General features: G+C 54.2%; 21 protein-coding genes. All 21 read left to right on the plus strand.

The genetic code is table 11. The features are described from left to right. The first annotated feature begins 80 nt into the window (after positions 1-80). The 21 genes from BJ887_RS03890 to galF all read left to right on the plus strand — a co-directional run bounded on the left by BJ887_RS03890 (position 81) and on the right by galF (position 23594). A complete protein-coding gene (locus tag BJ887_RS03890) occupies positions 81-1220 on the plus strand; it encodes a polysaccharide export protein (RefSeq protein ID WP_014170829.1) in 1140 nt (379 codons plus the stop codon). Positions 1221-1226: 6 nt separating this feature from the next. Next, on the plus strand, positions 1227-1670 hold the full coding sequence (gene wzb, locus BJ887_RS03895) for a low molecular weight protein-tyrosine-phosphatase Wzb (RefSeq protein WP_014170828.1): 444 nt from the start codon (positions 1227-1229) through the stop codon (positions 1668-1670). Positions 1671-1672: 2 nt separating this feature from the next. Then, positions 1673-3835 (plus strand): tyrosine-protein kinase Wzc, encoded by a 2163-nt coding sequence (wzc, locus tag BJ887_RS03900; RefSeq protein WP_032680628.1) that lies wholly within the window; start codon positions 1673-1675, stop codon positions 3833-3835. Positions 3836-3857: 22 nt separating this feature from the next. Next, complete coding sequence (gene wcaA / locus BJ887_RS03905; protein WP_032680629.1) at positions 3858-4700, plus strand: colanic acid biosynthesis glycosyltransferase WcaA; 843 nt, start codon at positions 3858-3860, stop codon at positions 4698-4700. Further along, positions 4700-5191, plus strand: coding sequence for a colanic acid biosynthesis acetyltransferase WcaB (wcaB, locus tag BJ887_RS03910; RefSeq protein WP_014170825.1), 492 nt, complete (start codon positions 4700-4702; stop codon positions 5189-5191). Before wcaA ends, wcaB begins: the two co-directional genes overlap by 1 nt. After that, positions 5188-6405, plus strand: coding sequence for a colanic acid biosynthesis glycosyltransferase WcaC (wcaC, locus tag BJ887_RS03915; RefSeq protein ID WP_063156621.1), 1218 nt, complete (start codon positions 5188-5190; stop codon positions 6403-6405). The genes wcaB and wcaC overlap by 4 nt, the downstream gene beginning before the upstream one ends. Next, the gene (wcaD, locus tag BJ887_RS03920; RefSeq protein ID WP_020883262.1) at positions 6380-7600 is read left to right on the plus strand and encodes a colanic acid polymerase WcaD; all 1221 of its coding nucleotides are present in this window, start codon (positions 6380-6382) and stop codon (positions 7598-7600) included. Before wcaC ends, wcaD begins: the two co-directional genes overlap by 26 nt. Before the next feature lie 16 nt (positions 7601-7616). Then, positions 7617-8363 (plus strand): colanic acid biosynthesis glycosyltransferase WcaE, encoded by a 747-nt coding sequence (gene wcaE / locus BJ887_RS03925; protein ID WP_121339303.1) that lies wholly within the window; start codon positions 7617-7619, stop codon positions 8361-8363. Between the two features lie 15 nt (positions 8364-8378). Then, positions 8379-8927, plus strand: a complete 549-nt coding sequence (wcaF, locus tag BJ887_RS03930) for a colanic acid biosynthesis acetyltransferase WcaF (protein WP_020883264.1) — start codon at positions 8379-8381, stop codon at positions 8925-8927. A 24-nt stretch (positions 8928-8951) separates the two neighbouring features. Beyond that, on the plus strand, positions 8952-10073 hold the full coding sequence (gmd, locus tag BJ887_RS03935) for a GDP-mannose 4,6-dehydratase (RefSeq protein ID WP_014170819.1): 1122 nt from the start codon (positions 8952-8954) through the stop codon (positions 10071-10073). Between the two features lie 2 nt (positions 10074-10075). Beyond that, the gene (locus BJ887_RS03940; RefSeq protein WP_121339305.1) at positions 10076-11041 is read left to right on the plus strand and encodes a GDP-L-fucose synthase; all 966 of its coding nucleotides are present in this window, start codon (positions 10076-10078) and stop codon (positions 11039-11041) included. Between the two features lie 2 nt (positions 11042-11043). Beyond that, positions 11044-11523 carry a GDP-mannose mannosyl hydrolase gene (locus BJ887_RS03945; protein ID WP_072126435.1) on the plus strand — a complete coding sequence of 160 codons (480 nt, stop codon included), beginning with the start codon at positions 11044-11046 and terminating at the stop codon, positions 11521-11523. Beyond that, positions 11520-12743: a colanic acid biosynthesis fucosyltransferase WcaI gene (gene wcaI, locus BJ887_RS03950; RefSeq protein WP_025203687.1), complete on the plus strand. Its 1224-nt coding sequence runs from the start codon at positions 11520-11522 to the stop codon at positions 12741-12743. Before BJ887_RS03945 ends, wcaI begins: the two co-directional genes overlap by 4 nt. A gap of 3 nt (positions 12744-12746) precedes the next feature. After that, positions 12747-14183: a mannose-1-phosphate guanyltransferase gene (cpsB, locus tag BJ887_RS03955; protein ID WP_014170815.1), complete on the plus strand. Its 1437-nt coding sequence runs from the start codon at positions 12747-12749 to the stop codon at positions 14181-14183. A gap of 109 nt (positions 14184-14292) precedes the next feature. Beyond that, positions 14293-15663 carry a colanic acid biosynthesis phosphomannomutase CpsG gene (gene cpsG, locus BJ887_RS03960; protein WP_032680630.1) on the plus strand — a complete coding sequence of 457 codons (1371 nt, stop codon included), beginning with the start codon at positions 14293-14295 and terminating at the stop codon, positions 15661-15663. A 62-nt stretch (positions 15664-15725) separates the two neighbouring features. After that, positions 15726-17120: an undecaprenyl-phosphate glucose phosphotransferase gene (gene wcaJ, locus BJ887_RS03965; RefSeq protein ID WP_014170813.1), complete on the plus strand. Its 1395-nt coding sequence runs from the start codon at positions 15726-15728 to the stop codon at positions 17118-17120. 1 nt (position 17121) lies between these two features. Next, positions 17122-18600: a colanic acid undecaprenyl disphosphate flippase WzxC gene (gene wzxC / locus BJ887_RS03970; RefSeq protein WP_025203689.1), complete on the plus strand. Its 1479-nt coding sequence runs from the start codon at positions 17122-17124 to the stop codon at positions 18598-18600. Between the two features lie 17 nt (positions 18601-18617). Then, on the plus strand, positions 18618-19898 hold the full coding sequence (gene wcaK, locus BJ887_RS03975; protein WP_121339307.1) for a colanic acid biosynthesis pyruvyl transferase WcaK: 1281 nt from the start codon (positions 18618-18620) through the stop codon (positions 19896-19898). Then, positions 19895-21115 (plus strand): colanic acid biosynthesis glycosyltransferase WcaL, encoded by a 1221-nt coding sequence (wcaL, locus tag BJ887_RS03980; protein ID WP_121339309.1) that lies wholly within the window; start codon positions 19895-19897, stop codon positions 21113-21115. Before wcaK ends, wcaL begins: the two co-directional genes overlap by 4 nt. Before the next feature lie 12 nt (positions 21116-21127). Next, entirely contained in the window at positions 21128-22519 is a 1392-nt protein-coding gene (gene wcaM / locus BJ887_RS03985) for a colanic acid biosynthesis protein WcaM (protein ID WP_121339310.1), read from the plus strand. Positions 22520-22697: 178 nt separating this feature from the next. Then, complete coding sequence (gene galF / locus BJ887_RS03990) at positions 22698-23594, plus strand: GalU regulator GalF (protein ID WP_020883269.1); 897 nt, start codon at positions 22698-22700, stop codon at positions 23592-23594. Positions 23595-23658: the final 64 nt, after the last annotated feature.

Raw genomic sequence — 23658 nt, forward strand, 5'->3', positions numbered from 1 at the left:
ACTGCATGCTGAAACCCAATACGACCCGGCTTATTTTAAATTGCACAGGATAATTACTCTGCCAAAGTGATAAATAATCAATGATGAAATCCAAAATGAAATTGATGCCATTATTGGTGTCTGTGACCTTGATGAGTGGTTGTACGGTCTTTCCCGGCAGCAATATGTCAACAATGGGTAAGGACGTGATCAAGCAGCAGGATGCCGATTTTGATCTCGACAAAATGGTGAATGTTTATCCACTCACGCCACGTCTGGTCGAACAATTACGCCCACGTCCGAATGTTGCTCAGCCGAATATGTCTCTGGATCAGGAGATTGCCTCCTACCAGTACCGCGTGGGGCCGGGTGATGTCATCAACGTCACCGTCTGGGACCACCCTGAACTGACCACACCAGCGGGCCAGTACCGTAGCTCAAGCGACACCGGTAACTGGGTACAGTCAGACGGCACCATGTTCTATCCCTATATTGGCAAGGTACACGTTGCCGGGAAAACGCTCGCCGAAATCCGCAGTGATATTACCGGCCGCTTAGCGCAGTACATCGCCGATCCGCAGGTGGACGTTAATATCGCCGCATTCCGCTCGCAAAAAGCCTATATCTCCGGACAGGTGAATAAATCCGGCCAACAGGCCATCACCAACGTACCGCTGACCGTTCTGGATGCCATTAACGCCGCCGGCGGTTTAACCGACGGTGCCGACTGGCGCAACGTGGTTCTGACGCACAACGGCAAAGAGCAGCGCATTTCGCTGCAGGCGCTGATGCAAAACGGTGACCTGACTCAGAACCGTCTGCTCTATCCGGGCGACATTCTCTACGTACCGCGCAATGACGATCTGAAAGTGTTCGTGATGGGCGAAGTTAAGAAACAGAGCACCCTCAAAATGGACTTCAGCGGCATGACCCTGACCGAAGCGCTGGGTAATGCAGAGGGTATTGATCTGACCACCTCCAACGCCACCGGTATCTTCGTGATCCGTCCGCTGAAAGGTGAGGGCAGTGCGAAAGGCAAGATTGCCAACATCTACCAGCTGGATATGTCCGATGCGACGTCTCTGGTGATGGCAACGGAGTTCCGTCTCCAGCCATACGATGTGGTGTATGTCACCACCGCACCGGTTGCCCGCTGGAACCGTCTGATCAACCAGTTGCTGCCAACCATCAGTGGCGTTCGCTACATGACGGATACGGCGCGCGACATTCATACCTGGTAATCCGCGATGTTTAACAAAATTCTGGTGGTATGCGTGGGGAACATTTGCCGTTCCCCCACGGCTGAACGGCTGCTGAAACTCTACCAGCCCGAACTGACCGTTGAATCCGCAGGGCTGGGTGCGCTGGTCGGTAAAGGTGCCGATGAGCGCGCAACGAGCGTGGCCCGCGATCATAACCTTTCTCTCGACGGGCACATCGCCCGTCAGGTCACCGGCCGTATGTGCCGGGAGTATGACCTGATCCTGACGATGGAAAAACGCCATATCCATGCGCTGTGTGATATCGCACCGGAGATGCGCGGCAAGGTGATGCTGTTTGGTCACTGGGACAATGAACGCGAAATCCCCGATCCATATCGCAAAAGCCATGAGGCCTTCGAGGCGGTATACACCTTACTTGACCAGTCTGCCCGTCAGTGGGCGCAGGCACTGAAAGCTCAGCAGGGATAACAATGACAGAAAAAACAAAACCTTCTGCCGCCCCGACTTCGGGCAGTGATGAAATCGATATTGGTCGCCTGGTCGGCACCGTCGTAGAGGCAAAGTGGTGGGTGCTTGGGATCACCGCCGTGTTTGCCGCGGCGGCCGTCGTCTATACGCTGTTTGCGACGCCAATCTACAGTGCCGATGCGCTGGTGCAGATTGAGCAGAATACCGGTAACTCGCTGGTGCAGGACATTGGCTCCGCACTGGCGAACAAACCGCCGGCCTCCGATGCGGAAATTCAGCTGATCCAGTCGCGCCTGGTTCTGGGTAAAACCGTTCACGACCTCGGCCTTGATATCTCCGTCACCAAAAATACCTTCCCGATCTTTGGTGCCGGCTGGGACCGTCTGATGGGACGCAGCAACGACACGGTCAAAGTGACTGATTTTGTGCTGCCAAAAGGAAGCGCGGATCAGACCTTTACCCTGACGGTGTTAGGCCCGAAACAGTACCAGTTGACCAGCGATGCGGGCTTTAGCGCGCGCGGTGAAGTGGGGCAGATGCTGACGAAAGAGGGTGTCAGCATGATGGTCAGCGCGATCCACGCCCAGGAGGGCGGTGAATTTACCGTGACCAAATTCTCCACGCTGGGAATGATTAACAATCTGCAGAACAACCTGACCGTCACCGAAAACGGCAAGGACACCGGTGTCCTGAGCATGACCTTTACCGGTGAAGATAAGGATCAGATCCGCGACATCCTCAACAGCATCACCCGCAACTATCTTGAGCAGAACGTTGAGCGTAAATCGGCTGAAGCGGCGAAAAGCCTGGCATTCCTCGCTAAACAGCTTCCGGAAGTCCGCGCCCGTCTGGATGATGCCGAGAACAAGCTTAACGCCTATCGTCAGGATAAAGACTCTGTCGACCTGCCGCTGGAAGCGAAATCCGTTCTCGACTCGATGGTTAACATTGATGCGCAGCTTAACGAGCTGACCTTCAAAGAAGCGGAGATTTCCAAGCTTTATACCAAGCGTCACCCGGCCTACCGTACGCTGCTCGAGAAACGCCGCACGCTGGAAGAAGAGAAGGCGAAACTCAACGACCGCGTCACTGCGATGCCTAAAACGCAGCAGGAAATCGTACGTCTGACCCGCGATGTGGAATCCGGACAGCAGGTGTACATGCAGCTGCTGAATAAACAGCAGGAGCTGAAAATCACCGAAGCCAGTACCGTTGGTGATGTGCGCATCGTTGACCCGGCCATCACCCAGCCTGGGGTGCTGAAGCCGAAGAAAGCCCTCATCATTCTCGGCAGCATTATTCTGGGTCTTATCCTCTCCATCGTTGGCGTGCTGCTTCGCTCGCTGTTCAACCGTGGAATCGAAAGCCCGCAGGCACTGGAAGAGAGCGGTATCAACGTCTACGCCAGCATCCCGCTGTCGGAGTGGCAAAAATCGCGTGACAGCGTCAAAACCACCAAAGGCGTTAAGCGTTACAAACAAAGTCAGCTGCTGGCAGTGGGTAACCCAACCGATCTGGCCATCGAAGCGATTCGTAGTCTGCGTACCAGTCTGCACTTCGCCATGATGCAGGCCAAAAACAATGTTCTGATGCTGACCGGTGTCAGCCCGTCAATTGGTAAGACCTTTGTCTGTGCCAACCTGGCGGCGGTGGTGAGCCAGACCAATAAACGGGTGCTGCTGATCGACTGTGATATGCGTAAGGGCTATACCCACGAACTGCTGGGTACCAATAACGTCAACGGGCTGTCGGAAATCCTGTTGGGCAAAGGTGAGATTAGCCAGAGTGCAAAACCGACGACGGTGCCGAAGTTTGACCTTATTCCGCGTGGTCAGGTGCCGCCGAATCCATCAGAGCTGCTGATGAGTGAACGTTTTAGCGAGCTGGTGGAGTGGGCGAGCAAAAACTATGACCTGGTGTTGATTGATACCCCACCAATTCTGGCGGTGACCGATGCCGCCATTGTGGGCCGCCATGCCGGCACCACGCTGATGGTGGCGCGTTACGCGGTGAACACGCTGAAGGAAGTGGAAACCAGCCTGAGCCGCTTCGAGCAAAACGGAATTGAAGTGAAAGGGGTGATCCTGAACTCCATCTTCCGTCGTGCGACCGGTTACCAGGACTACGGTTACTACGAGTACGAATACAAGTCTGACAGTCACTAATCGTTAGCTTTCGGGGAAGACCATGACTACACAACGCCCTTTAGTTTCTATTTATATGCCGACATGGAATCGTCAGCAGCTGGCGATCCGCGCAATAAAATCTGTGCTGCGACAGGATTACGATAACTGGGAACTGATCATCGTTGATGACTGTTCTTCCTCGTACGAACAGCTGCAAAAGTTTGTGACTGACCTTAACGACCCGCGCGTGGTTTACACGCACAACGAGATTAACTCCGGTGCGTGCGCGGTGCGTAACCAGGCGATTATGCAGGCTAAAGGCCAGTATCTGACCGGCATCGACGACGATGACGAATGGACGCCGAACCGTCTGTCGATCTTCCTGTCGCACAAAGCACAGCTGGTGACGCATGCGTTTTTGTATGCCAACGACTATGTCTGTCAGGGTGAAGTTTACTCGCAGCCTGCCAGCCTGCCGTTGTACCCGAAATCGCCTTACTCACGCCGCCTGTTCTTTAAACGCAACATCATTGGTAATCAGGTCTTTACTTGGGCGTGGCGCTTTAAGGAGTGCCTGTTCGATACAGAGCTGAAGGCTGCGCAGGATTACGACATCTTCCTGCGCATGGTGATGGAGTATGGCGAGCCGTGGAAGGTGGAAGAGGCGACGCAGATCCTGCATATCAATCACGGGGAGATGCAAATCACCTCGTCGCCGAAGAAATTCTCTGGTTACTTCCACTTTTACCGCAAGCACAAGGACAAGTTCGACCGTGCCAGCCGGAAGTATCAGCTGTTTACCCTCTATCAGATCCGCAATAAGCGTATGAACTGGCGCACGCTGCTCACGTTGTTGTCCGTGCGTAACGGCAAGCGTCTGGCTGATGGACTTCGGGGGAAATAATGTTTCTGGAAGATTGCCGCGCTAACAGCTGGAGCCTGCGCCCGTGCTGCATGGTTCTGGCGTACCGCATCGCGCATTTTTGCTCGGTGTGGCGCAAGAAAAATGTTTTAAACAATCTCTGGGCAGCACCGGTGCTGGTGCTGTACCGCATCATTACTGAATGTTTTTTTGGTTATGAAATTCAGGCCGCTGCCACCATTGGTCGCCGTTTTACCATTCATCACGGTTATGCCGTGGTGATCAACAAATTCGTTGTAGCCGGTGATGATTTCACTATTCGCCACGCGGTCACCATCGGTAACCGTGGGCCCGACAGCCTGGCCTGCCCGGTGATTGGCAATAACGTCGAGCTGGGTGCGAACGTGGTCATCATTGGTGACATCACGATTGGTAACAACGTCACGATAGGCGCAGGGAGCGTGGTGCTGGACAGTATTCCGGATAACGCGCTGGTGGTGGGTGAGAAAGCCCGCGTGAAGGTGATCAAATGAACATTCTGCAATTTAACGTCCGTCTCGCAGAGGGCGGGGCGGCCGGTGTGGCGCTGGATCTTCACCAGCGCGCGCTGCAAAAAGGACTTCAGTCTCGTTTTATTTACGGTTATGGCAAAGGCGGTAAGAAAAGCGTCAGCCACGATAACTACCCGCAGGTGCATAAGCACACGCCGCGCCTGACTTCCGTGGCCAACATTGCCTTGTTCCGCCTGTTTAACCGCGATCTGTTTGGCAATCTTAATACCCTTTATCGCACCGTGACGCGCTCCCAGGGGCCGGTTGTGCTGCATTTCCACGTGCTTCACAGCTACTGGCTGAATCTGGAAGAGGTGGTGGTGTTTTGCCAGAAGGTGCAGGCCCACAAACCGGATACCCGCTTCGTCTGGACGCTGCACGATCACTGGAGCGTGACCGGTCGCTGCGCCTTTACCGACGGGTGTGAAGGCTGGAAAAGCAACTGCCAGAAGTGCCCGACGTTGAGCAACTACCCGCCGGTGAAAGTGGATCGTGCCCATCAGCTGGTGGCCGGAAAGCGCCAGCTGTTCCGCGACATGCTCTCGCTCGGCTGTACGTTTATCTCCCCAAGCCAGCACGTTGCCGATGCCTTTAACAGCCTGTATGGGGCAGGGCGCTGTCAAATCATCAATAACGGTATCGACGTGGCGACGGAAGCGATTCTGGCCGAACTTACCCCGGTTGCAGAAACCCCGGGTAAACCAAAAATCGCTATCGTTGCGCATGACCTGCGTTACGACGGCAAAACCAATCAGCAGCTGGTGCGCGACATGATGGCGCTGGATGACAAGATTGAACTGCACACCTTCGGCAAGTTCTCGCCGTTCGAAGGGGCTAACGTGGTGAATCACGGGTTTGAAACCGACAAGCGCAAACTGATGAGCGCCCTCAATGGGATGGATGCGCTGGTATTCAGTTCGCGCGTGGATAACTACCCGCTGATCCTTTGCGAAGCGCTCTCCATCGGTGTGCCGGTGATTGCCACCCACAGCGATGCGGCACGTGAAGTGCTGGAAAAATCGGGCGGGACCACGTTTGCGGAGCATGAGGTACTGCCTCTGGTGCAACTGCCGAAGGCGCAGATCGCGCAGGCTGTTTTTGGCACCGACCTGGAATCGTTCCGCAACCGCAGCCGCAAGGCCTACAGTGGACAACAGATGCTGGAGGAATATGTCTCGTTCTATCAGAGTCTGTAGTTATCTGCTGCTGCCGCTGATTTACCTGCTGGTCAACGTCAAAATTGCCCAGCTTGGCGAAAGCTTCCCGATAACCATAGTGACCTTCTTGCCCGTTCTGCTTCTGCTGTATGTCGACAAAATCAACCTCAAGAAGCTGATGATGGCCTTGGGGCTGGGCGTGGGTCTGACGCTATTTAACTACATCTTTGGTCAGTCTCTGGATGCCAGTAAATACGTCACCTCCACCATGCTGTTTGTTTATATCGTCATTATTATTGGCATGGTCTGGAGTATTCGTTTCAAGGTTATTTCGCCACACAATTATCGGAAAATCCTTAGGTTCTTTTATATTGCCGTTGCGTTAATTGTTATGCTTGCTGCACTGGAAATGGCGCAAATTATTTTGACCGGTGGCAGTAGCCTGATGGAGATAATTTCGAAATATCTCATTTACAGTAACAGCTATGTATTGAACTTCATCAAGTTTGGCGGAAAACGTACGACAGCCCTCTATTTTGAACCGGCGTTTTTTGCTCTGGCACTAATCTCAATTTGGCTCAGCATCAAACAGTTTGGTATCAAAACCCCTAAGACCGATGCTATGATTCTTGCAGGAATTGTTCTGTCAGGATCGTTCTCAGGGGTAATGACATTTATCCTGTTTTACCTGCTGGAGTGGGCGTTCCAGTACCTGAACAAAGATGCGATTAAGAAAAAACTGCCGCTGGCGATTATCTCTCTGACAGTATTTATGGTTGGCGTGATATTTGCCTTCCCATACATCTCAGAACGTCTGGGAGATTTGGGAACCGAAGGCTCGTCATCCTATTATCGTATCATTGGTCCGCTGGTGATGGTGGGTTATTCCTTAACCCATATCGATGGTGTAGTAAGATTCGGCTCACTTTACGAATATGTTGCATCATTCGGAATCTTTAACGGTGCGGATGTCGGTAAAACCATAGACAATGGCCTGTATCTGTTAATTATCTATTTTTCGTGGTTCGCCGTACTGTTGACACTGTGGTATCTGTTTAAAGTTTTCAAAATGATGATTAACGCGTTTGGTGATAACCAGAACTTTCGCGTGCAGCTTTATCTGTTTACACCGGTGTCGTTGTTTTTTACCGGGTCAATATTTAGCCCGGAATATGCTTTCTTGATTGTCTGTCCGTTTATTCTGCGCAAAGCGCTTAATATTACGAACGTATGACGAAATGAGGTGATTTATGTTTCTTAGCGTCATTACTGTCGCTTTTCGTAATTACGAAGGGGTGGTAAAAACCTGGCGCTCGCTGCGCAACCTGGCGCGCGATCCAAGCCTCACCTTTGAGTGGATTGTGGTCGATGGCGGCTCGAACGATGGTACGGCGGAGTTTCTGGAAAAACTCAACGGTGAGTTCAACTTACGTTTCATCAGCGAGAAAGATAAAGGCATCTACGATGCGATGAATAAAGGCATCGACATGGCGCAAGGCCGTTATGCCATCTTCCTGAATTCCGGTGACGTATTCCATGAGGATGTGGCGTTATTTGCCCGTCAGCTGGCGCGCCAGAAAGAGGATGCGATGTACATTGGCGACGCGCTGCTCGATTTTGGCGATGGCCATAAAGTTTGCCGAAGTGCGAAACCCGGCTGGTATATCTACCACAGTTTGCCTGCCAGCCATCAGGCCATTTTCTTCCCGGTAAAAGGTCTGAAAAAACAGCCTTACGATCTGCAGTATAAAGTTTCTTCAGATTATGCGCTGACTGCCAGCCTGTATAAATCAGGTTACCCGTTCCGTCGAATTAAAGGGCTGGTATCTGAATTTTCAATGGGCGGCGTGTCAACGTCTAATAATCTGGAACTGTGCCAGGATGCCAGAAATGTGCAGCGTAAAATATTAGGCGTGCCGGGGTTCTGGGCGGAATTATCTTATTTATTACGTCTGCGTACCACCGGTAAAACGAAAAACTTATATAACAAAGCCTGAATATAAGGAAACGTAATGCAGGATCTTAAAGGTTTCTCCGTGCCGAAAGGCTTTCGGGGCGGGAGCGGTATTAAAGTGCAGTTGTGGTGGGCCGTACAGGCCACCTTATTTGCCTGGTCACCGCAAATACTGTACCGCTGGCGAGCTTTTTTATTGCGACTGTTTGGCGCAAAAATCGGAAAAAACGTAGTCATTCGCCCGTCGGTAAAAATTACCTACCCGTGGAAATTAACGCTTGGGGATTATGCGTGGGTAGGGGATGACGCGGTGTTATATACCCTTGGCGATATTACGATTGGTGCAAATTCAGTGGTTTCACAGAAGTGTTATTTGTGCACCGGCAGTCACGATTTTATGAGTCAGCATTTTGATATTACCGCCACTCCGATTGTGATTGGCGAAAAATGCTGGCTGGCGACAGATGTTTTTGTTGCACCTGGTGTTTCTGTTGGCGATGGCACGGTAGTCGGTGCCCGCAGCAGCGTTTTTAAATCGCTACCGGCAAATAAAATTTGCCGTGGCAACCCCGCAGTGGTGATACGCGAACGCGTTGAAACTGATTAAATTCATAAGTAGAGGAATATAAACATGTCTAAAGTCGCTCTCATCACCGGCGTTACCGGACAGGATGGTTCTTACCTGGCAGAACTGCTGCTGGAAAAAGGTTATGAAGTACACGGTATTAAGCGTCGTGCTTCTTCATTCAACACCGAACGTGTGGATCACATTTATCAGGATCCTCATGCGGCGAACCCGAAATTCCATCTGCACTACGGCGACCTGACCGATACTTCCAACCTGACCCGTATTCTGCAGGAAGTGCAGCCGGATGAAGTGTACAACCTGGGCGCGATGAGCCACGTTGCGGTCTCCTTCGAATCTCCGGAATACACCGCTGACGTTGACGCAATGGGTACGCTGCGTCTGCTGGAAGCGATTCGCTTCCTCGGCCTTGAGAAGAAAACCCGTTTCTACCAGGCATCCACCTCTGAGCTGTACGGTCTGGTGCAGGAAATTCCTCAGAAAGAGACTACCCCGTTCTACCCACGTTCTCCGTACGCGGTGGCGAAACTGTACGCGTACTGGATCACCGTGAACTACCGTGAATCCTACGGCATGTATGCCTGTAACGGCATTCTGTTCAACCACGAATCCCCACGTCGTGGTGAAACTTTCGTTACCCGTAAAATCACCCGCGCTATCGCTAACATCGCACAGGGTCTGGAATCTTGCCTGCACCTCGGCAACATGGATTCCCTGCGTGACTGGGGCCATGCCAAAGACTACGTAAAAATGCAGTGGATGATGCTGCAGCAGGAAAAACCAGAAGACTTCGTTATCGCAACCGGCGTGCAGTACTCCGTACGTCAGTTCGTTGAGATGGCTGCCGCTCAGCTGGGTATCAAACTGCGCTTCGAAGGTACCGGCGTGGAAGAGAAAGGCATCGTGGTTTCCGTAACGGGCCATGACGCACCGGGCGTGAAACCGGGCGACGTGATTGTACAGGTTGACCCACGTTACTTCCGTCCTGCTGAAGTGGAAACCCTGCTGGGCGACCCAACCAAAGCACACGAAACACTGGGCTGGAAACCAGAAACGACTCTGCAGGAGATGGTTTCCGAGATGGTTGCCAAAGATCTTGAAGCAGCGAAAAAACACTCCCTGCTTAAGTCTCATGGCTACGAGGTTGCCATCGCGCTGGAGTCCTGAGAATGACAAAACAACGTATTTTTGTCGCGGGTCATCGCGGAATGGTGGGTTCCGCGATTGTTCGCCAGCTTGAACAGCGCGGTGATGTCGATGTGATTGTCCGTACCCGCGACGAGCTGAACCTGCTCGACAGCAAAGCGGTACAGGACTTCTTCGCCAGTGAACGTGTTGACCAGGTGTATCTGGCGGCGGCGAAAGTGGGCGGCATTGTTGCCAACAACACGTATCCGGCGGATTTCATCTACGAGAACATGATGATTGAGAGCAACATCATTCACGCAGCGCATCTGCACAACGTGAATAAGCTGTTGTTCCTCGGCTCATCCTGTATCTACCCGAAAATGGCGAAGCAGCCGATCGCTGAGAGCGAACTGCTGCAGGGCACGCTGGAAGCAACCAACGAGCCGTATGCGATTGCCAAGATTGCCGGGATCAAGCTGTGCGAATCCTACAACCGTCAGTATAACCGCGACTATCGTTCGGTGATGCCGACCAACCTGTACGGACCGCATGACAACTTCCACCCGAGCAATTCGCACGTGATCCCGGCGCTGCTGCGTCGTTTCCACGAGGCAACGGCCGAAAATGCACCGGATGTGGTGGTGTGGGGCAGCGGGACGCCAATGCGTGAATTCCTGCATGTGGATGATATGGCGGCTGCCAGCATCCACGTAATGGAGCTGGATCGTGAGGTGTGGCAGGAAAACACCGAACCGATGCTGTCGCACATTAACGTCGGTACTGGCGTGGATTGCACCATTCGTGAGCTGGCGCAAACCATCGCGCAGGTGGTGGGTTACAAAGGCCGCGTGGTCTTTGACGCCACCAAACCGGACGGCACGCCGCGCAAACTGCTGGACGTGACCCGTCTGCATCAGCTGGGCTGGTATCACGAGGTATCTCTGGAGCAGGGGCTGGCAAGCACCTACCAGTGGTTCCTTGAAAACCAGCACCGCTTCCGGGGGTAATGATGTTTTTAAGTCAGGAAGATTTTGCCACGGTAGTGCGTTCCACTCCGCTCATCTCAATTGATTTGGTGGTGGAGAACGAACGCGGCGAGTTCTTGCTGGGAAAACGAACCAACCGTCCTGCACAGGGCTTTTGGTTCGTGCCCGGCGGGCGCGTGCAGAAGGATGAGACGCTGGAAAATGCTTTTGAGCGTCTCACTCTGGCGGAACTGGGTCTGCAACTGCCGATGGCGGCAGGCCAGTTTTACGGGGTCTGGCAGCACTTCTATGACGATAACTTTTCGGGCACCGGTTTCACCACGCACTATGTGGTGCTCGGTTTTCGCCTGAAGGTGAGTGAGGCAGACCTGCGTCTGCCTGATTCTCAGCATGACGACTACCGCTGGCAGACGCCAGAGGCGTTGCTGGCCAGTGACAATGTGCATGACAACAGTCGTGCCTATTTCCTGGCCGATCGTCAGTCCGGAGTGCCGGGCTTATGAAAATTCTGGTGTACGGAATCAACTATTCGCCGGAGTTAACCGGCATCGGTAAATACACCGGCGAAATGGTCGAGTGGATGGCGAGCCAGGGACATGACGTGCGGGTCATTACCGCGCCGCCATACTACCCGGAATGGAAAGTAGGTGAGCGCTATTCAGGCTGGCGCTACCGTCGTGAAGAGGGCGCAGCGACCGTCTGGCGTTGCCCGCTGTACGTGCCGAAACAGCCCTCAACGCTGAAGCGGTTACTTCATCTGGGCAGCTTTGCCCTGAGCAGTTTCTTCCCGCTGATGGCGCAACGTCGCTGGAAGCCGGATCGCATTATCGGTGTGGTGCCAACGCTGTTCTGCACCCCAGGCATGCGCCTGCTGGGCAAACTCTCCGGCGCGCGCACGCTGCTTCACATTCAGGATTATGAAGTGGACGCCATGCTCGGCCTGGGAATGGCCGGCAAAGGTAAGAGCGGGAAGGTGGCGAAACTCGCCAGCGCCTTCGAGCGCAGCGGCCTGCATAACGTGGATTATGTCTCGACCATCTCGCGCTCAATGATGAACAAAGCGCAGGAGAAGGGCGTACCGGCGGAAAAAGTGATCTTTTTCCCCAACTGGTCTGAAGTGGCGCGTTTTCGCGACGTGACAGACAGTGATGCTCAGGCGCTACGCGCTCAGCTCGGTCTGCCTGACGACCAAAAAATCATTCTTTATTCAGGCAACATCGGCGAGAAGCAGGGGCTTGAGAGCGTCATCGATGCCGCACAGCAACTGAGCCATCAACCCTGGATGTTTGTCATCGTCGGGCAGGGCGGCGGAAAAGCGCGACTGGAAAAGATGGCCAGCGAGCGCGGCCTGACGAACGTGAAATTTTTCCCGCTTCAGTCTTACGAGGCACTGCCTGCGTTGCTGAAGATGGGCGACTGCCATCTGGTGGTACAAAAGCGCGGCGCGGCAGACGCGGTGTTGCCGTCCAAGCTGACCAACATTCTGGCAGTGGGCGGTAACGCGGTGATCACGGCAGAAGCCGAAACAGAATTAGGCCAGCTGTGCGACAGCTATCCGGGGATCGCCGTTTGCGTGGAACCGGAATCGGTCCCGGCGCTGGTCACTGGCATTGAACGGGCACTTGCCATGCCAAAAACGAACACGGTGGCACGTGAATATGCCGAACGCACGCTCGAGAAAGAGAACGTGCTGAGCCAATTTATTGCAGATATACGGGGATAAATCATGAGTCAAACCACTTTGTATCCGGTTGTGATGGCAGGTGGCTCTGGTAGCCGGTTGTGGCCGCTGTCCCGCGTGCTCTATCCAAAACAGTTCCTCTGCCTGAAAGGGGAGCTCACCATGCTGCAGACGACGGTTAACCGCCTGCAGGGTGTGGAGTGTGAAAGCCCGGTGGTGATTTGTAACGAACAACACCGCTTTATTGTCGCCGAGCAGCTGCGCCAGCTGAACAAACTCACAGAAAATATCATTCTGGAGCCTGCCGGACGTAACACCGCCCCCGCGATTGCGCTGGCGGCGCTGGCGGCCAAACGCAGCAGCCCGGATTGCGATCCGCTGATGCTGGTTCTGGCTGCAGACCATGTTATTCAACAGGAAGAGTCGTTCCGCGAGGCGGTACGCGCGGCTATTCCTTACGCCGAAAACGGCAAACTGGTGACTTTCGGCATCGTGCCGGACCTGCCGGAAACCGGCTACGGGTATATTCGTCGTGGCAATGTGACCCCGGGCGAAGGCGACAGCGTAGCGTTTGACGTGGCGCAGTTTGTCGAAAAACCGAATCTGGAAACCGCGCAGGCGTATGTGGCCAGCGGTGAATATTACTGGAACAGCGGGATGTTCCTGTTCCGCGCTGGCCGCTACCTGGAAGAGCTGCGCAAATATCGCCCGGATATTCTGGACGCCTGCGAGAAAGCGATGGCGGTAGTGGATCCGGATCTCGATTTTATCCGTGTTGACGAAGCGTCTTTCCTCGCCTGCCCGGAAGAGTCAATTGACTATGCGGTAATGGAACGCACGGCCGATGCCGTTGTGGTACCGATGGATGCGGGCTGGAGTGATGTTGGCTCCTGGTCCTCCCTGTGGGAGATCAGCGCCCATACCCCGGAGGGTAACGTCCACCACGGTGATGTTATCAGCCACAAAACGGAAAACAGCTATGTCTACGCCGAGTCCGGTCTGGTGACCACAGTTGGCGTGAAGGATCTGGTGGTCGTACAGACGAAAGACGCCGTGCTGATTGCTGACCGTAATGCCGTGCAGGACGTTAAAAAAGTGGTGGAGAAGATCAAGGCCGATGGTCGCCATGAACACCATATCCACCGCGAAGTGTATCGTCCGTGGGGCAAATATGACTCCATCGATGCCGGTGAACGTTACCAGGTGAAACGCATCACCGTGAAACCGGGGGAGGGGCTGTCGGTACAGATGCACCACCACCGTGCCGAGCACTGGGTCGTGGTGGCGGGTACCGCCAAAGTCACGATTGATGGCGAAGTGAAACTGCTGGGCGAAAACGAGTCAATCTATATTCCGCTGGGAGCCACGCACTGTCTGGAAAACCCGGGGAAAATTCCTCTCGACTTAATTGAAGTGCGCTCCGGTTCGTACCTGGAAGAAGACGATATTGTCCGTTTCCAGGACCGTTACGGGCGGGTATAGCGCCGTCTCTAAAGCCGGATAGCGTTTCGCGCATCCGGCCTGCGAATGAATAAAAACAAATTTGCCTGTTAATCGGGCGGGCCAACTGTTGCCTGAAAAAGGGGTCATCATGGAAAAATTAACCTGTTTTAAAGCCTACGATATTCGCGGCAAGCTGGGCGAAGAGCTGAATGAAGACATTGCGTGGCGCATTGGCCGCGCATACGGCGAATATCTTAAGCCACAAACGATTGTCCTGGGCGGCGATGTGCGCCTGACCAGTGAGTCCCTGAAGCTGGCGCTGGCAAAAGGGCTGCAGGATGCGGGAGTGGACGTGCTGGATATCGGCTTGTCCGGCACCGAAGAGATTTACTTTGCCACCTTCCACCTCGGCGTGGACGGCGGTATCGAAGTGACGGCCAGCCATAACCCGATGGACTACAACGGTATGAAGCTGGTGCGCAAGGGCGCGCGTCCTATCAGCGGCGATACCGGTCTGCGTGACGTGCAGCGTCTCGCCGAAGCTAACGATTTCCCGCCGGTGAATGAAGCGAAACGCGGCAGCTATAAGCAGATCGACCTGCGTAAAGCGTACATCGACCATCTGCTGGGCTACATCAACGTTGCAAACCTGAAACCGCTGAAGCTGGTGATCAACTCCGGTAACGGCGCGGCCGGCCCGGTGGTGGATGCGCTCGAAGCCCGCTTTAAGGCCCTGAACGTCCCGGTAACCTTCGTTAAGGTCCATAACACCCCGGACGGCAACTTCCCGAACGGTATCCCGAACCCGCTGCTGCCGGAGTGCCGCGACGACACCCGTAACGCGGTCATCGAACACGGTGCCGATATGGGTATCGCCTTTGACGGCGATTTCGACCGCTGCTTCCTGTTCGACGAAAAAGGCCAGTTCATCGAAGGCTACTACATTGTCGGTCTGCTGGCGGAAGCGTTCCTCGAGAAGAACCCGGGCGCGAAGATCATTCACGATCCGCGTCTGTCCTGGAACACCGTGGATGTGGTGAACGCCGCGGGCGGCCAGCCGGTGATGTCCAAAACCGGTCATGCCTTCATCAAAGAGCGTATGCGCGAAGAAGACGCCATTTATGGCGGCGAGATGAGCGCCCACCACTATTTCCGTGATTTTGCCTACTGCGACAGCGGGATGATCCCGTGGCTGCTGGTGACCGAGCTGCTGTGTCTGAAAGGGCAGACCCTTGGCGAGCTGGTACGCGACCGCATGGCGGCCTTCCCGGCAAGTGGCGAAATCAACAGCAAACTGGCGCAGCCGGCCGAGGCCATTGCCCGCGTGGAGCAGCATTTTGCCCTCCATGCGCTGGAAATTGACCGCACCGACGGCATCAGCATGGCGTTCCCGCAGTGGCGTTTTAACCTGCGCTCTTCAAATACCGAGCCGGTGGTGCGCCTGAACGTGGAATCCCGCGCGGATACCGCGCTGATGGAAGCGCGAACGAAGGACATTCTGGCGCTGTTGAATCAGTAAATAGCTTTCCCTCTCACCCTGATGTGGGGTGAGGGGGCAGGTGTTGAACTAAAGGAACAACGATGACGAATCTAAAAAAACGCGAACGAGCGAGAACGAATGCATCGTTAATCTCCATGGTGCAGCGTTTTTCTGATATCACCATCATGGTCGGCGGATTATGGGTGGTGAGTTGGGTAAGCGGGCAATCCTTCTTCTACATGCATCTGCTCATGGCGCTGATTGCGCTGGTTGTGTTCCAGATGATCGGGGGGATGACCGACTTCTACCGTTCGTGGCGTGGTGTGAAAATGACCACCGAACTGATGCTGTTGCTGCAGAACTGGACATTAAGCCTGATCTTCAGCGCAGGTCTGGTGGCATTCAGCCATGATTTTGATAATCGCCTGGTGACGTATCTGTGCTGGTACCTGATTACCAGCGTCGGCATGGTGGTATGCCGCACCCTGATCCGTTTTGGCGCCGGCTGGCTGCGTAACCGCGGTTATAACCGTCGCTTTGTCGCCGTGGCGGGGGATTTGCCGGTAGGGAAGGTGCTTCTCGATAGCTTCCGCAAAGAGCCATGGTTAGGTTTTGAAGTGGTCGGGATTTATCACGACGCGAAGCCTGGCGGCGTGCCTTCAGACTGGGCCGGTAATTACGAACAGCTTATTGAGGACGCGAAAGCCGGCAAAATTCATAACGTCTACATCGCGATGCAGATGAAAGATGAATCCCGCATTAAGAAACTGATGCGTGAACTGGCCGATACCACCTGTTCGGTGATCCTGATCCCGGACGTCTTTACCTTTAACATCCTCCACTCCCGTATTGAAGAAGTGAACGGCGTGCCGGTCGTGCCGCTGTATGACACCCCGCTGTCGGGTATCAACCGCGTGCTCAAGCGCCTGGAAGATATCGTGCTCTCTTCACTGATCTTACTGCTGATCTCCCCGGTGCTGTGCTGCATTGCTCTGGCGGTGAAGCTGAGCTCCCCGGGCCCGGTTATCTTCCGTCAGACCCGCTACGGCATGGACGGTAAGCCTATCATGGTGTGGAAATTCCGCTCAATGAAGGTGATGGAGAACGACAAGGTCGTGACCCAGGCGACGCAGAACGATCCTCGTGTTACGCGGGTGGGGAACTTCCTGCGCCGTACCTCGCTGGATGAGCTGCCGCAGTTTATCAACGTATTTACCGGTGGCATGTCGATTGTCGGACCCCGTCCCCATGCCGTGGCTCACAACGAACAGTACCGCTCGCTGATTGAAGGCTACATGTTGCGCCATAAAGTGAAGCCAGGCATTACCGGCTGGGCGCAGATCAACGGCTGGCGCGGCGAGACCGACACGCTGGAAAAAATGGAAAAACGCATCGAATTCGACCTGGAGTACATCCGTGAATGGAGCCTCTGGTTCGATATCAAGATCGTCTTTCTGACCATCTTCAAAGGTTTCGTGAACAAAGCGGCGTACTAAGATGAGCTTACGTGAAAAAACCATCAGCGGCGCCAAATGGTCAGCGATGGCGACCATTGTCATCATTGGCCTCGGCCTGGTGCAGATGACGGTGCTGGCGCGCATTATCGATAACCACCAGTTCGGTCTGCTGACCGTCTCGCTGGTGATTATCGCGCTGGCCGATACGCTGTCTGACTTCGGCATTGCTAACTCGATTATCCAGCGCAAAGAGATCAGCCATCTGGAACTGACCACGCTCTACTGGCTGAACGTTGGGCTGGGGGTGTTCGTTTTCGTGCTGGTGTTCCTGTTGAGCGATACCATCGCCAGCGTGCTGCACAACCCCGATCTGGCACCGCTGATGCGTACGCTCTCGTTTGCTTTTGTGGTGATCCCGCACGGGCAACAGTTCCGCGCGCTGATGCAGAAAGAGCTGGAATTCAACAAGATTGGGATGATCGAGACCAGCGCCGTTCTCGCTGGGTTTACCTTTACCGTGGTCAGCGCCCATTTCTGGCCGCTGGCCATGACCGCTATCCTCGGATATCTGGTTAACTCTGCCGTGCGTACGCTGCTGTTCGGCTACTTTGGCCGCAAGATTTACCGTCCTGGGCTGCATTTCTCTCTCGCTTCGGTGTCATCCAACCTGCGTTTTGGCGCGTGGCTCACCGCCGACAGCATCATCAACTATGTCAACACCAACCTCTCCACGCTGGTGCTGGCACGCATCCTCGGGGCGAGCGTCGCAGGGGGGTATAACCTGGCATATAACGTCGCGGTAGTACCACCGATGAAGCTCAACCCGATTATCACCCGCGTACTGTTCCCGGCGTTCGCCAAAATTCAGGACGACACCGAGAAGCTGCGCGTTAATTTTTACAAGCTGCTCTCTGTGGTGGGCATTATCAATTTCCCGGTTTTGCTGGGGCTGATGGTGGTCTCGAGCAACTTCGTGCCGCTGGTGTTTGGCGAGAAGTGGAACAGCATTATCCCGATCCTGCAGCTGCTGTGCGTGGTGGGGCTGCTGCGATCCGTTGGCAACCCGATTGGCTCACTGCTGATGGCTAAAGCGCGGGTTGATATCAGCTTCAAATTCAACGTGTTTAAAACGTTCCTGTTTATTCCGGCGATTATCGTCGGTGGGCATATGGCCGGCGCCATTGGGGTCACGCTTGGTTTTCTGCTGGTGCAGATCATCAACACCGTTCTGAGCTACTTCGTGATGATCAAGCCGGTGCTGGGCTCCAGCTACCGGCAGTACATTCTGAGCCTGTGGCTGCCGTTTTATCTGTCACTGCCTACCCTTGTGGTGAGCTATGGGCTGGGCATCGTGCTCACTGGCCATCTGCCGCTCGCGGCCATGCTGGCAATACAGGTCGCAGCAGGTGCACTGGCGTTTGGCGTGATGATTGTGCTGTCACGTAATGCGCTGGTGGTGGAGATGAAGCGCCAGTTTTGCCGTAACGAAAAAATGAAAACGCTGCTTCGCGCAGGCTAGTTATTTAAGAGGCCATTATGAAATTACTTATTCTTGGCAACCATACCTGCGGCAACCGTGGCGACAGCGCCATTCTGCGCGGTTTATTGGATGCGATTAACACCCTTAAGCCTGAGACTGAAGTGGACGTGATGAGCCGTTATCCGGTCAGCTCTTCCTGGTTATTGAACCGCCCGGTAATGGGCGACCCGCTCTACAGCCAGATGAAGCAGCACAACAACGCCGCCGGCGTGATGGGACGCGTGAAGAAAGTTCTGCGCCGTCGCTATCAGCACCAGGTGTTGCTGTCCCGTGTAACTGATACCGGCAAGCTGCGTAACATCGCCATTGCTCAGGGCTTCACGGATTTCGTTCGACTGCTGTCGGGCTACGACGCCATTATTCAGGTCGGCGGATCGTTCTTCGTCGATCTTTACGGTGTGCCGCAGTTTGAGCACGCACTTTGCACATTCATGGCGAAAAAACCGCTGTTTATGATTGGTCACAGCGTCGGGCCGTTCCAGGATCCGCAGTTTAACCAGCTGGCAAACTATGTCTTCGGCCACTGCGATGCCCTGATCCTGCGTGAGTCGGTAAGCCTCGATATGATGAAACGCAGTGAGATTGACACCTCTAAAGTGGAACACGGGGTGGACACCGCCTGGCTGGTGGATCATCAGGACGACAGTTTCCAGGCGAGCTACGCAGTGCAGCACTGGCTGGACGTGGCGGCGAAACAGAAAACGGTCGCCATCACCCTGCGCGAACTCGCACCGTTTGATAAACGTTTAGGCACCACCCAGGCGGCGTATGAGAAAGCGTTTGCTGACGTAGTGAACCGTGTGCTGGACAGCGGATACCAGGTGCTGGCGCTTTCAACCTGTACCGGCATCGACAGCTATAACAAAGATGACCGCATGGTGGCGTTGAACCTGCGCAGCCTGGTGAATGACCCGTCCCGCTATCACGTGGTGATGGACGAACTGAATGACCTCGAGATGGGCAAGCTGCTTTCCGCCTGCGACCTGACCGTGGGCACTCGTCTGCACTCGGCGATTATCTCCATGAACTTCGGTACGCCGGCGATTGCCATTAACTATGAGCACAAGTCCGCCGGGATCATGCAGCAGCTCGGTATGCCGGAAATGGCGGTGGATATCCGTCATCTGCTGGATGGTTCGCTCGGTGCGATGGTCGGGGACACGCTGGGTCAGTTGCCTGCCATCAATGAACGCCTGGCCGTGGCGGTGAAAGCCGAGCGCGAGAAGGGGATGGGGATGGTGAAATCGGTACTCGATCGCGTCCGGGAGGGGAAATGAAGGTTGGTTTCTTCTTACTGAAATTTCCGCTGTCGTCTGAAACCTTTGTGCTGAACCAAATCACCGCGTTTATCGATATGGGATACGACGTGGAGATCATCGCCCTGCAAAAGGGCGATACACAAAATACCCATGCGGCGTATACGCAGTATGGGCTGGAGGCGAAAACCCGCTGGCTGCAGGACGAGCCCTCAGGGAGAGTAAATAAGCTGCGCCACCGGGCCAGCCAGACCTTACGCGGGATCCATCGTGCGTCGACCTGGCGCGCGCTGAATGTTTCCCGCTATGGCGCGGAATCTCGCAACCTGATCCTGTCCGCCATTTGTGGTCAAACGGTGCAGCCGTACCGCGCCGATGTGTTTATTGCTCACTTTGGCCCGGCGGGCGTGACCGCCGCCAAACTGCGTGAGCTGGGGGTGATTGACGGTAAGATTGCGACCATCTTCCACGGTATCGACATCTCCAGCCGCGAAGTATTGAACCACTACACGCCGGAGTATCAGCAGCTTTTCCGCCGTGGCGACATGATGCTGCCCATCAGCGACCTGTGGGCCGGGCGACTGAAAAACATGGGCTGTCCGCAGGAAAAAATCACCGTTTCGCGTATGGGCGTGGATTTAGAGCGCTTTACCCGCCGCCCGGTCAAGGTACCGGGAAAACCGCTGCAGATTATTTCTGTGGCGCGTCTGACGGAGAAAAAAGGTCTACACGTGGCCATCGAAGCCTGCCGCCAGCTGCGAGCGCGCGGCGTGGATTTCCGCTATCGCATTCTCGGTATTGGCCCGTGGGAGCGTCGTCTTCGCACGCTTATCGAACAATATCAGCTGGAAGATTACGTGGAGATGCCTGGTTTTAAGCCAAGCCACGAGGTGAAGGCCATGCTGGATGAGGCGGATGTATTCCTGCTGCCTTCCGTGACCGGCGCCGATGGCGATATGGAAGGGATCCCGGTTGCGTTAATGGAGGCGATGGCCGTCGGTATTCCGGTGGTGTCGACCCTGCACAGCGGGATCCCGGAGTTAATCAAGTCTGATTACTCCGGCTGGCTGGTACCGGAGAATAATGCGATGGCCCTTGCGGATCGTTTAGCCGAATTTAGCGGCATCGACCAACAGGCGCTGGAGCCCGTTATCCACAACGCCCGACAAAAAGTTGAAGCAGATTTTAACCAGCAGGTGATTAATCGCCAGTTAGCGAGCCTGCTGCAAACGTTGTAACGCCGAGGTTGTATGCTGAAAAAGATTACCCGACGCACCTTTGTCTCTTCTTTATCCGTCCTGGCGGCTACGCCGCTGCTGTCGTCCCGCATTGCGCGGGCGGCAACCGGAAAGACGGTCTCTGTTAACCAGTACAACAACAACGACTGGATCGCCGCCTTTAAGCAGGCATTTAACGAAGGCGACACCGTTGTTGTCCCTGCCGGGCTCACCTGTAAAAACATCAATACGGGCATTTACATTCCTGACGGTAAAACGCTGTTGATCCGCGGTGCGTTAACGGGAAATGGTCGCGGACGCTTCGTGCTGCAGGAAGGCAGTAAAGTGATTGGTGAAGGTGACGGCCGCACGGAGAACATTACGCTGGACATTCGCGGTTCAGACTGTGTGATCAAAGGGCTGGCAATGAGCGGCTTTGGACCGGTGACGCAGATCTACATTGGCGGCAAAAAGCCGCGCGTCATGCGCAACCTGCTGATTGATAACATCAGCGTAAGCCAGGCGAACTACGCCATCCTGCGCCAGGGATTCCATAATCAGATAGATGGCGCGCGCATCACCAACAGTAAATTCAGCCATCTCCAGGGCGACGCGATTGAGTGGAACGTCGCCATTAATGACCGTAACATCCTGATCTCCGATCATGTGATTGACAACATTAACTGTACAAACGGCAAGATCAACTGGGGCATCGGCATTGGTCTCGCCGGCAGCACCTACGACAACGATTATCCGGAAAAGCAAACGGTGAAGAACTTCGTGGTGGCAAATATCACCGGTAGCAACTGTCGTCAGTTAGTCCACGTCGAAAACGGTAAGCACTTTATTATTCGCAATATTAAGGCCAAGAATATCACTCCTGACTTCAGCAAGAAGGCGGGAATAGACAACGCCACGGTAGCCATTTATGGCTGTGATAATTTCATTATTGATAATGTCGATATGGTCAATAGTGCTGGCATGCTGATCGGCTACGGTGTAATAAAAGGTGACTATCTCTCGATACCTCAGAACTTTAAGCTGAACGACATTCGCCTGGATAATCGCCAGCTTGCGTACAAACTGCGCGGAATACAAATTTCATCCGGCAACGCCACCTCCTTTGTGGCCATCACCAACGTTGAGATGCAGCGGGCAACGCTTGAGTTGCACAACAAACCGCAGCACCTCTTCTTGCGTAATATCAACGTGATGCAGGAAGCTGCCGTCGGCCCGGCGCTGAAGATTAATTTCGACCTGCGTAAGGATGTGCGAGGCAAGTTTATGGCTAAAGATGAGACCTTACTGTCGCTGGCGAACATCAAGGCTGTGAATGAGAAAGGGCAGAGCTCCGTGGATATTGACCGCGTGGACCAACAGGTGGTGAATACGGAGCGGCTGAATTTTGCGCTCCCGCACAGATAATCGACAATTGCCTTTTTTTTGCGACTATTCCTGGCACAGAAACGCGATCTATTCAGATTACAACTACTGTTTTTTGTGATGTGGTCCCCTAACATCATATAAGAATCACGGCAAATCATGCTGGCGAAAACAGGTTAAAGAGCTATAATTCGTCAACCATTTTAAGGTGGAAGAAATAATGATTAATTTGAAAGCAGTCATTCCGGTAGCAGGCCTGGGCATGCATATGTTGCCAGCCACAAAAGCCATTCCTAAAGAGATGCTGCCGATTGTCGACAAACCGATGATTCAATACATTGTCGATGAAATTGTTGCTGCAGGGATCAAAGAAATCGTCCTGGTTACGCACTCCTCCAAGAATGCGGTAGAAAACCACTTCGACACCTCTTACGAACTCGAAGCGTTGCTTGAGCAGCGCGTAAAACGCCAGCTGCTGGCTGAAGTGCAGTCTATCTGTCCTCCTGGCGTAACCATCATGAACGTGCGTCAGGCGCAGCCGCTGGGTCTGGGCCACTCCATTCTTTGCGCACGCCCGGTCGTGGGTGACAACCCGTTCATCGTTGTACTGCCGGATATCATTATCGACAGCGCATCTGCCGATCCGCTGCGTTACAACCTGGCGGCAATGGTGGCGCGCTTCAACGAAACGGGCCGCAGCCAGGTGCTTGCTAAGCGCATGAAAGGCGATCTCTCTGAGTACTCTGTTATCCAGACTAAAGAAGCGCTAGAGACGGAAGGGCAGGTGAGCCGTATCGTTGAGTTTATCGAGAAACCGGATCAGCCGCAGACGCTGGATTCTGACCTGATGGCCGTTGGCCGTTATGTTCTCAACGCGGATATCTGGGCCGAGCTGGAAAAAACCGAGCCGGGTGCCTGGGACCGTATCCAGTTGACCGATGCGATTGCTGAACTGGCTAAGAAGCAGTCTGTTGATGCGATGCTGATGACCGGTGACAGCTACGACTGCGGTAAGAAACTGGGCTATATGCAGGCATTTGTGAAGTATGGCCTGCGTAACCTGAAGGAAGGTCAGAAGTTCAGAAGCCGGATTGAGAAGTTGCTGGCTAACGACTGATTCCTCTCTGTCTTTTGAATAAGCGGCAGTTATCATTTGGCTATGTAAAACATAACCAAAATGG

This window comes from Enterobacter sp. WPR_3_1, from assembly GCF_003635055.1.
GTDB lineage: Bacteria > Pseudomonadota > Gammaproteobacteria > Enterobacterales > Enterobacteriaceae > Enterobacter > Enterobacter ludwigii.

Coding starts and splice junctions, on each gene's coding strand:
- BJ887_RS03890 (WP_014170829.1), top strand. CDS start 81: ATGATGAAATCCAAAATGAAATTGATGCCATTATTGGTGTCTGTGACC.
- wzb (WP_014170828.1), top strand. CDS start 1,227: ATGTTTAACAAAATTCTGGTGGTATGCGTGGGGAACATTTGCCGTTCC.
- wzc (WP_032680628.1), top strand. CDS start 1,673: ATGACAGAAAAAACAAAACCTTCTGCCGCCCCGACTTCGGGCAGTGAT.
- wcaA (WP_032680629.1), top strand. CDS start 3,858: ATGACTACACAACGCCCTTTAGTTTCTATTTATATGCCGACATGGAAT.
- wcaB (WP_014170825.1), top strand. CDS start 4,700: ATGTTTCTGGAAGATTGCCGCGCTAACAGCTGGAGCCTGCGCCCGTGC.
- wcaC (WP_063156621.1), top strand. CDS start 5,188: ATGAACATTCTGCAATTTAACGTCCGTCTCGCAGAGGGCGGGGCGGCC.
- wcaD (WP_020883262.1), top strand. CDS start 6,380: ATGTCTCGTTCTATCAGAGTCTGTAGTTATCTGCTGCTGCCGCTGATT.
- wcaE (WP_121339303.1), top strand. CDS start 7,617: ATGTTTCTTAGCGTCATTACTGTCGCTTTTCGTAATTACGAAGGGGTG.
- wcaF (WP_020883264.1), top strand. CDS start 8,379: ATGCAGGATCTTAAAGGTTTCTCCGTGCCGAAAGGCTTTCGGGGCGGG.
- gmd (WP_014170819.1), top strand. CDS start 8,952: ATGTCTAAAGTCGCTCTCATCACCGGCGTTACCGGACAGGATGGTTCT.
- BJ887_RS03940 (WP_121339305.1), top strand. CDS start 10,076: ATGACAAAACAACGTATTTTTGTCGCGGGTCATCGCGGAATGGTGGGT.
- BJ887_RS03945 (WP_072126435.1), top strand. CDS start 11,044: ATGTTTTTAAGTCAGGAAGATTTTGCCACGGTAGTGCGTTCCACTCCG.
- wcaI (WP_025203687.1), top strand. CDS start 11,520: ATGAAAATTCTGGTGTACGGAATCAACTATTCGCCGGAGTTAACCGGC.
- cpsB (WP_014170815.1), top strand. CDS start 12,747: ATGAGTCAAACCACTTTGTATCCGGTTGTGATGGCAGGTGGCTCTGGT.
- cpsG (WP_032680630.1), top strand. CDS start 14,293: ATGGAAAAATTAACCTGTTTTAAAGCCTACGATATTCGCGGCAAGCTG.
- wcaJ (WP_014170813.1), top strand. CDS start 15,726: ATGACGAATCTAAAAAAACGCGAACGAGCGAGAACGAATGCATCGTTA.
- wzxC (WP_025203689.1), top strand. CDS start 17,122: ATGAGCTTACGTGAAAAAACCATCAGCGGCGCCAAATGGTCAGCGATG.
- wcaK (WP_121339307.1), top strand. CDS start 18,618: ATGAAATTACTTATTCTTGGCAACCATACCTGCGGCAACCGTGGCGAC.
- wcaL (WP_121339309.1), top strand. CDS start 19,895: ATGAAGGTTGGTTTCTTCTTACTGAAATTTCCGCTGTCGTCTGAAACC.
- wcaM (WP_121339310.1), top strand. CDS start 21,128: ATGCTGAAAAAGATTACCCGACGCACCTTTGTCTCTTCTTTATCCGTC.
- galF (WP_020883269.1), top strand. CDS start 22,698: ATGATTAATTTGAAAGCAGTCATTCCGGTAGCAGGCCTGGGCATGCAT.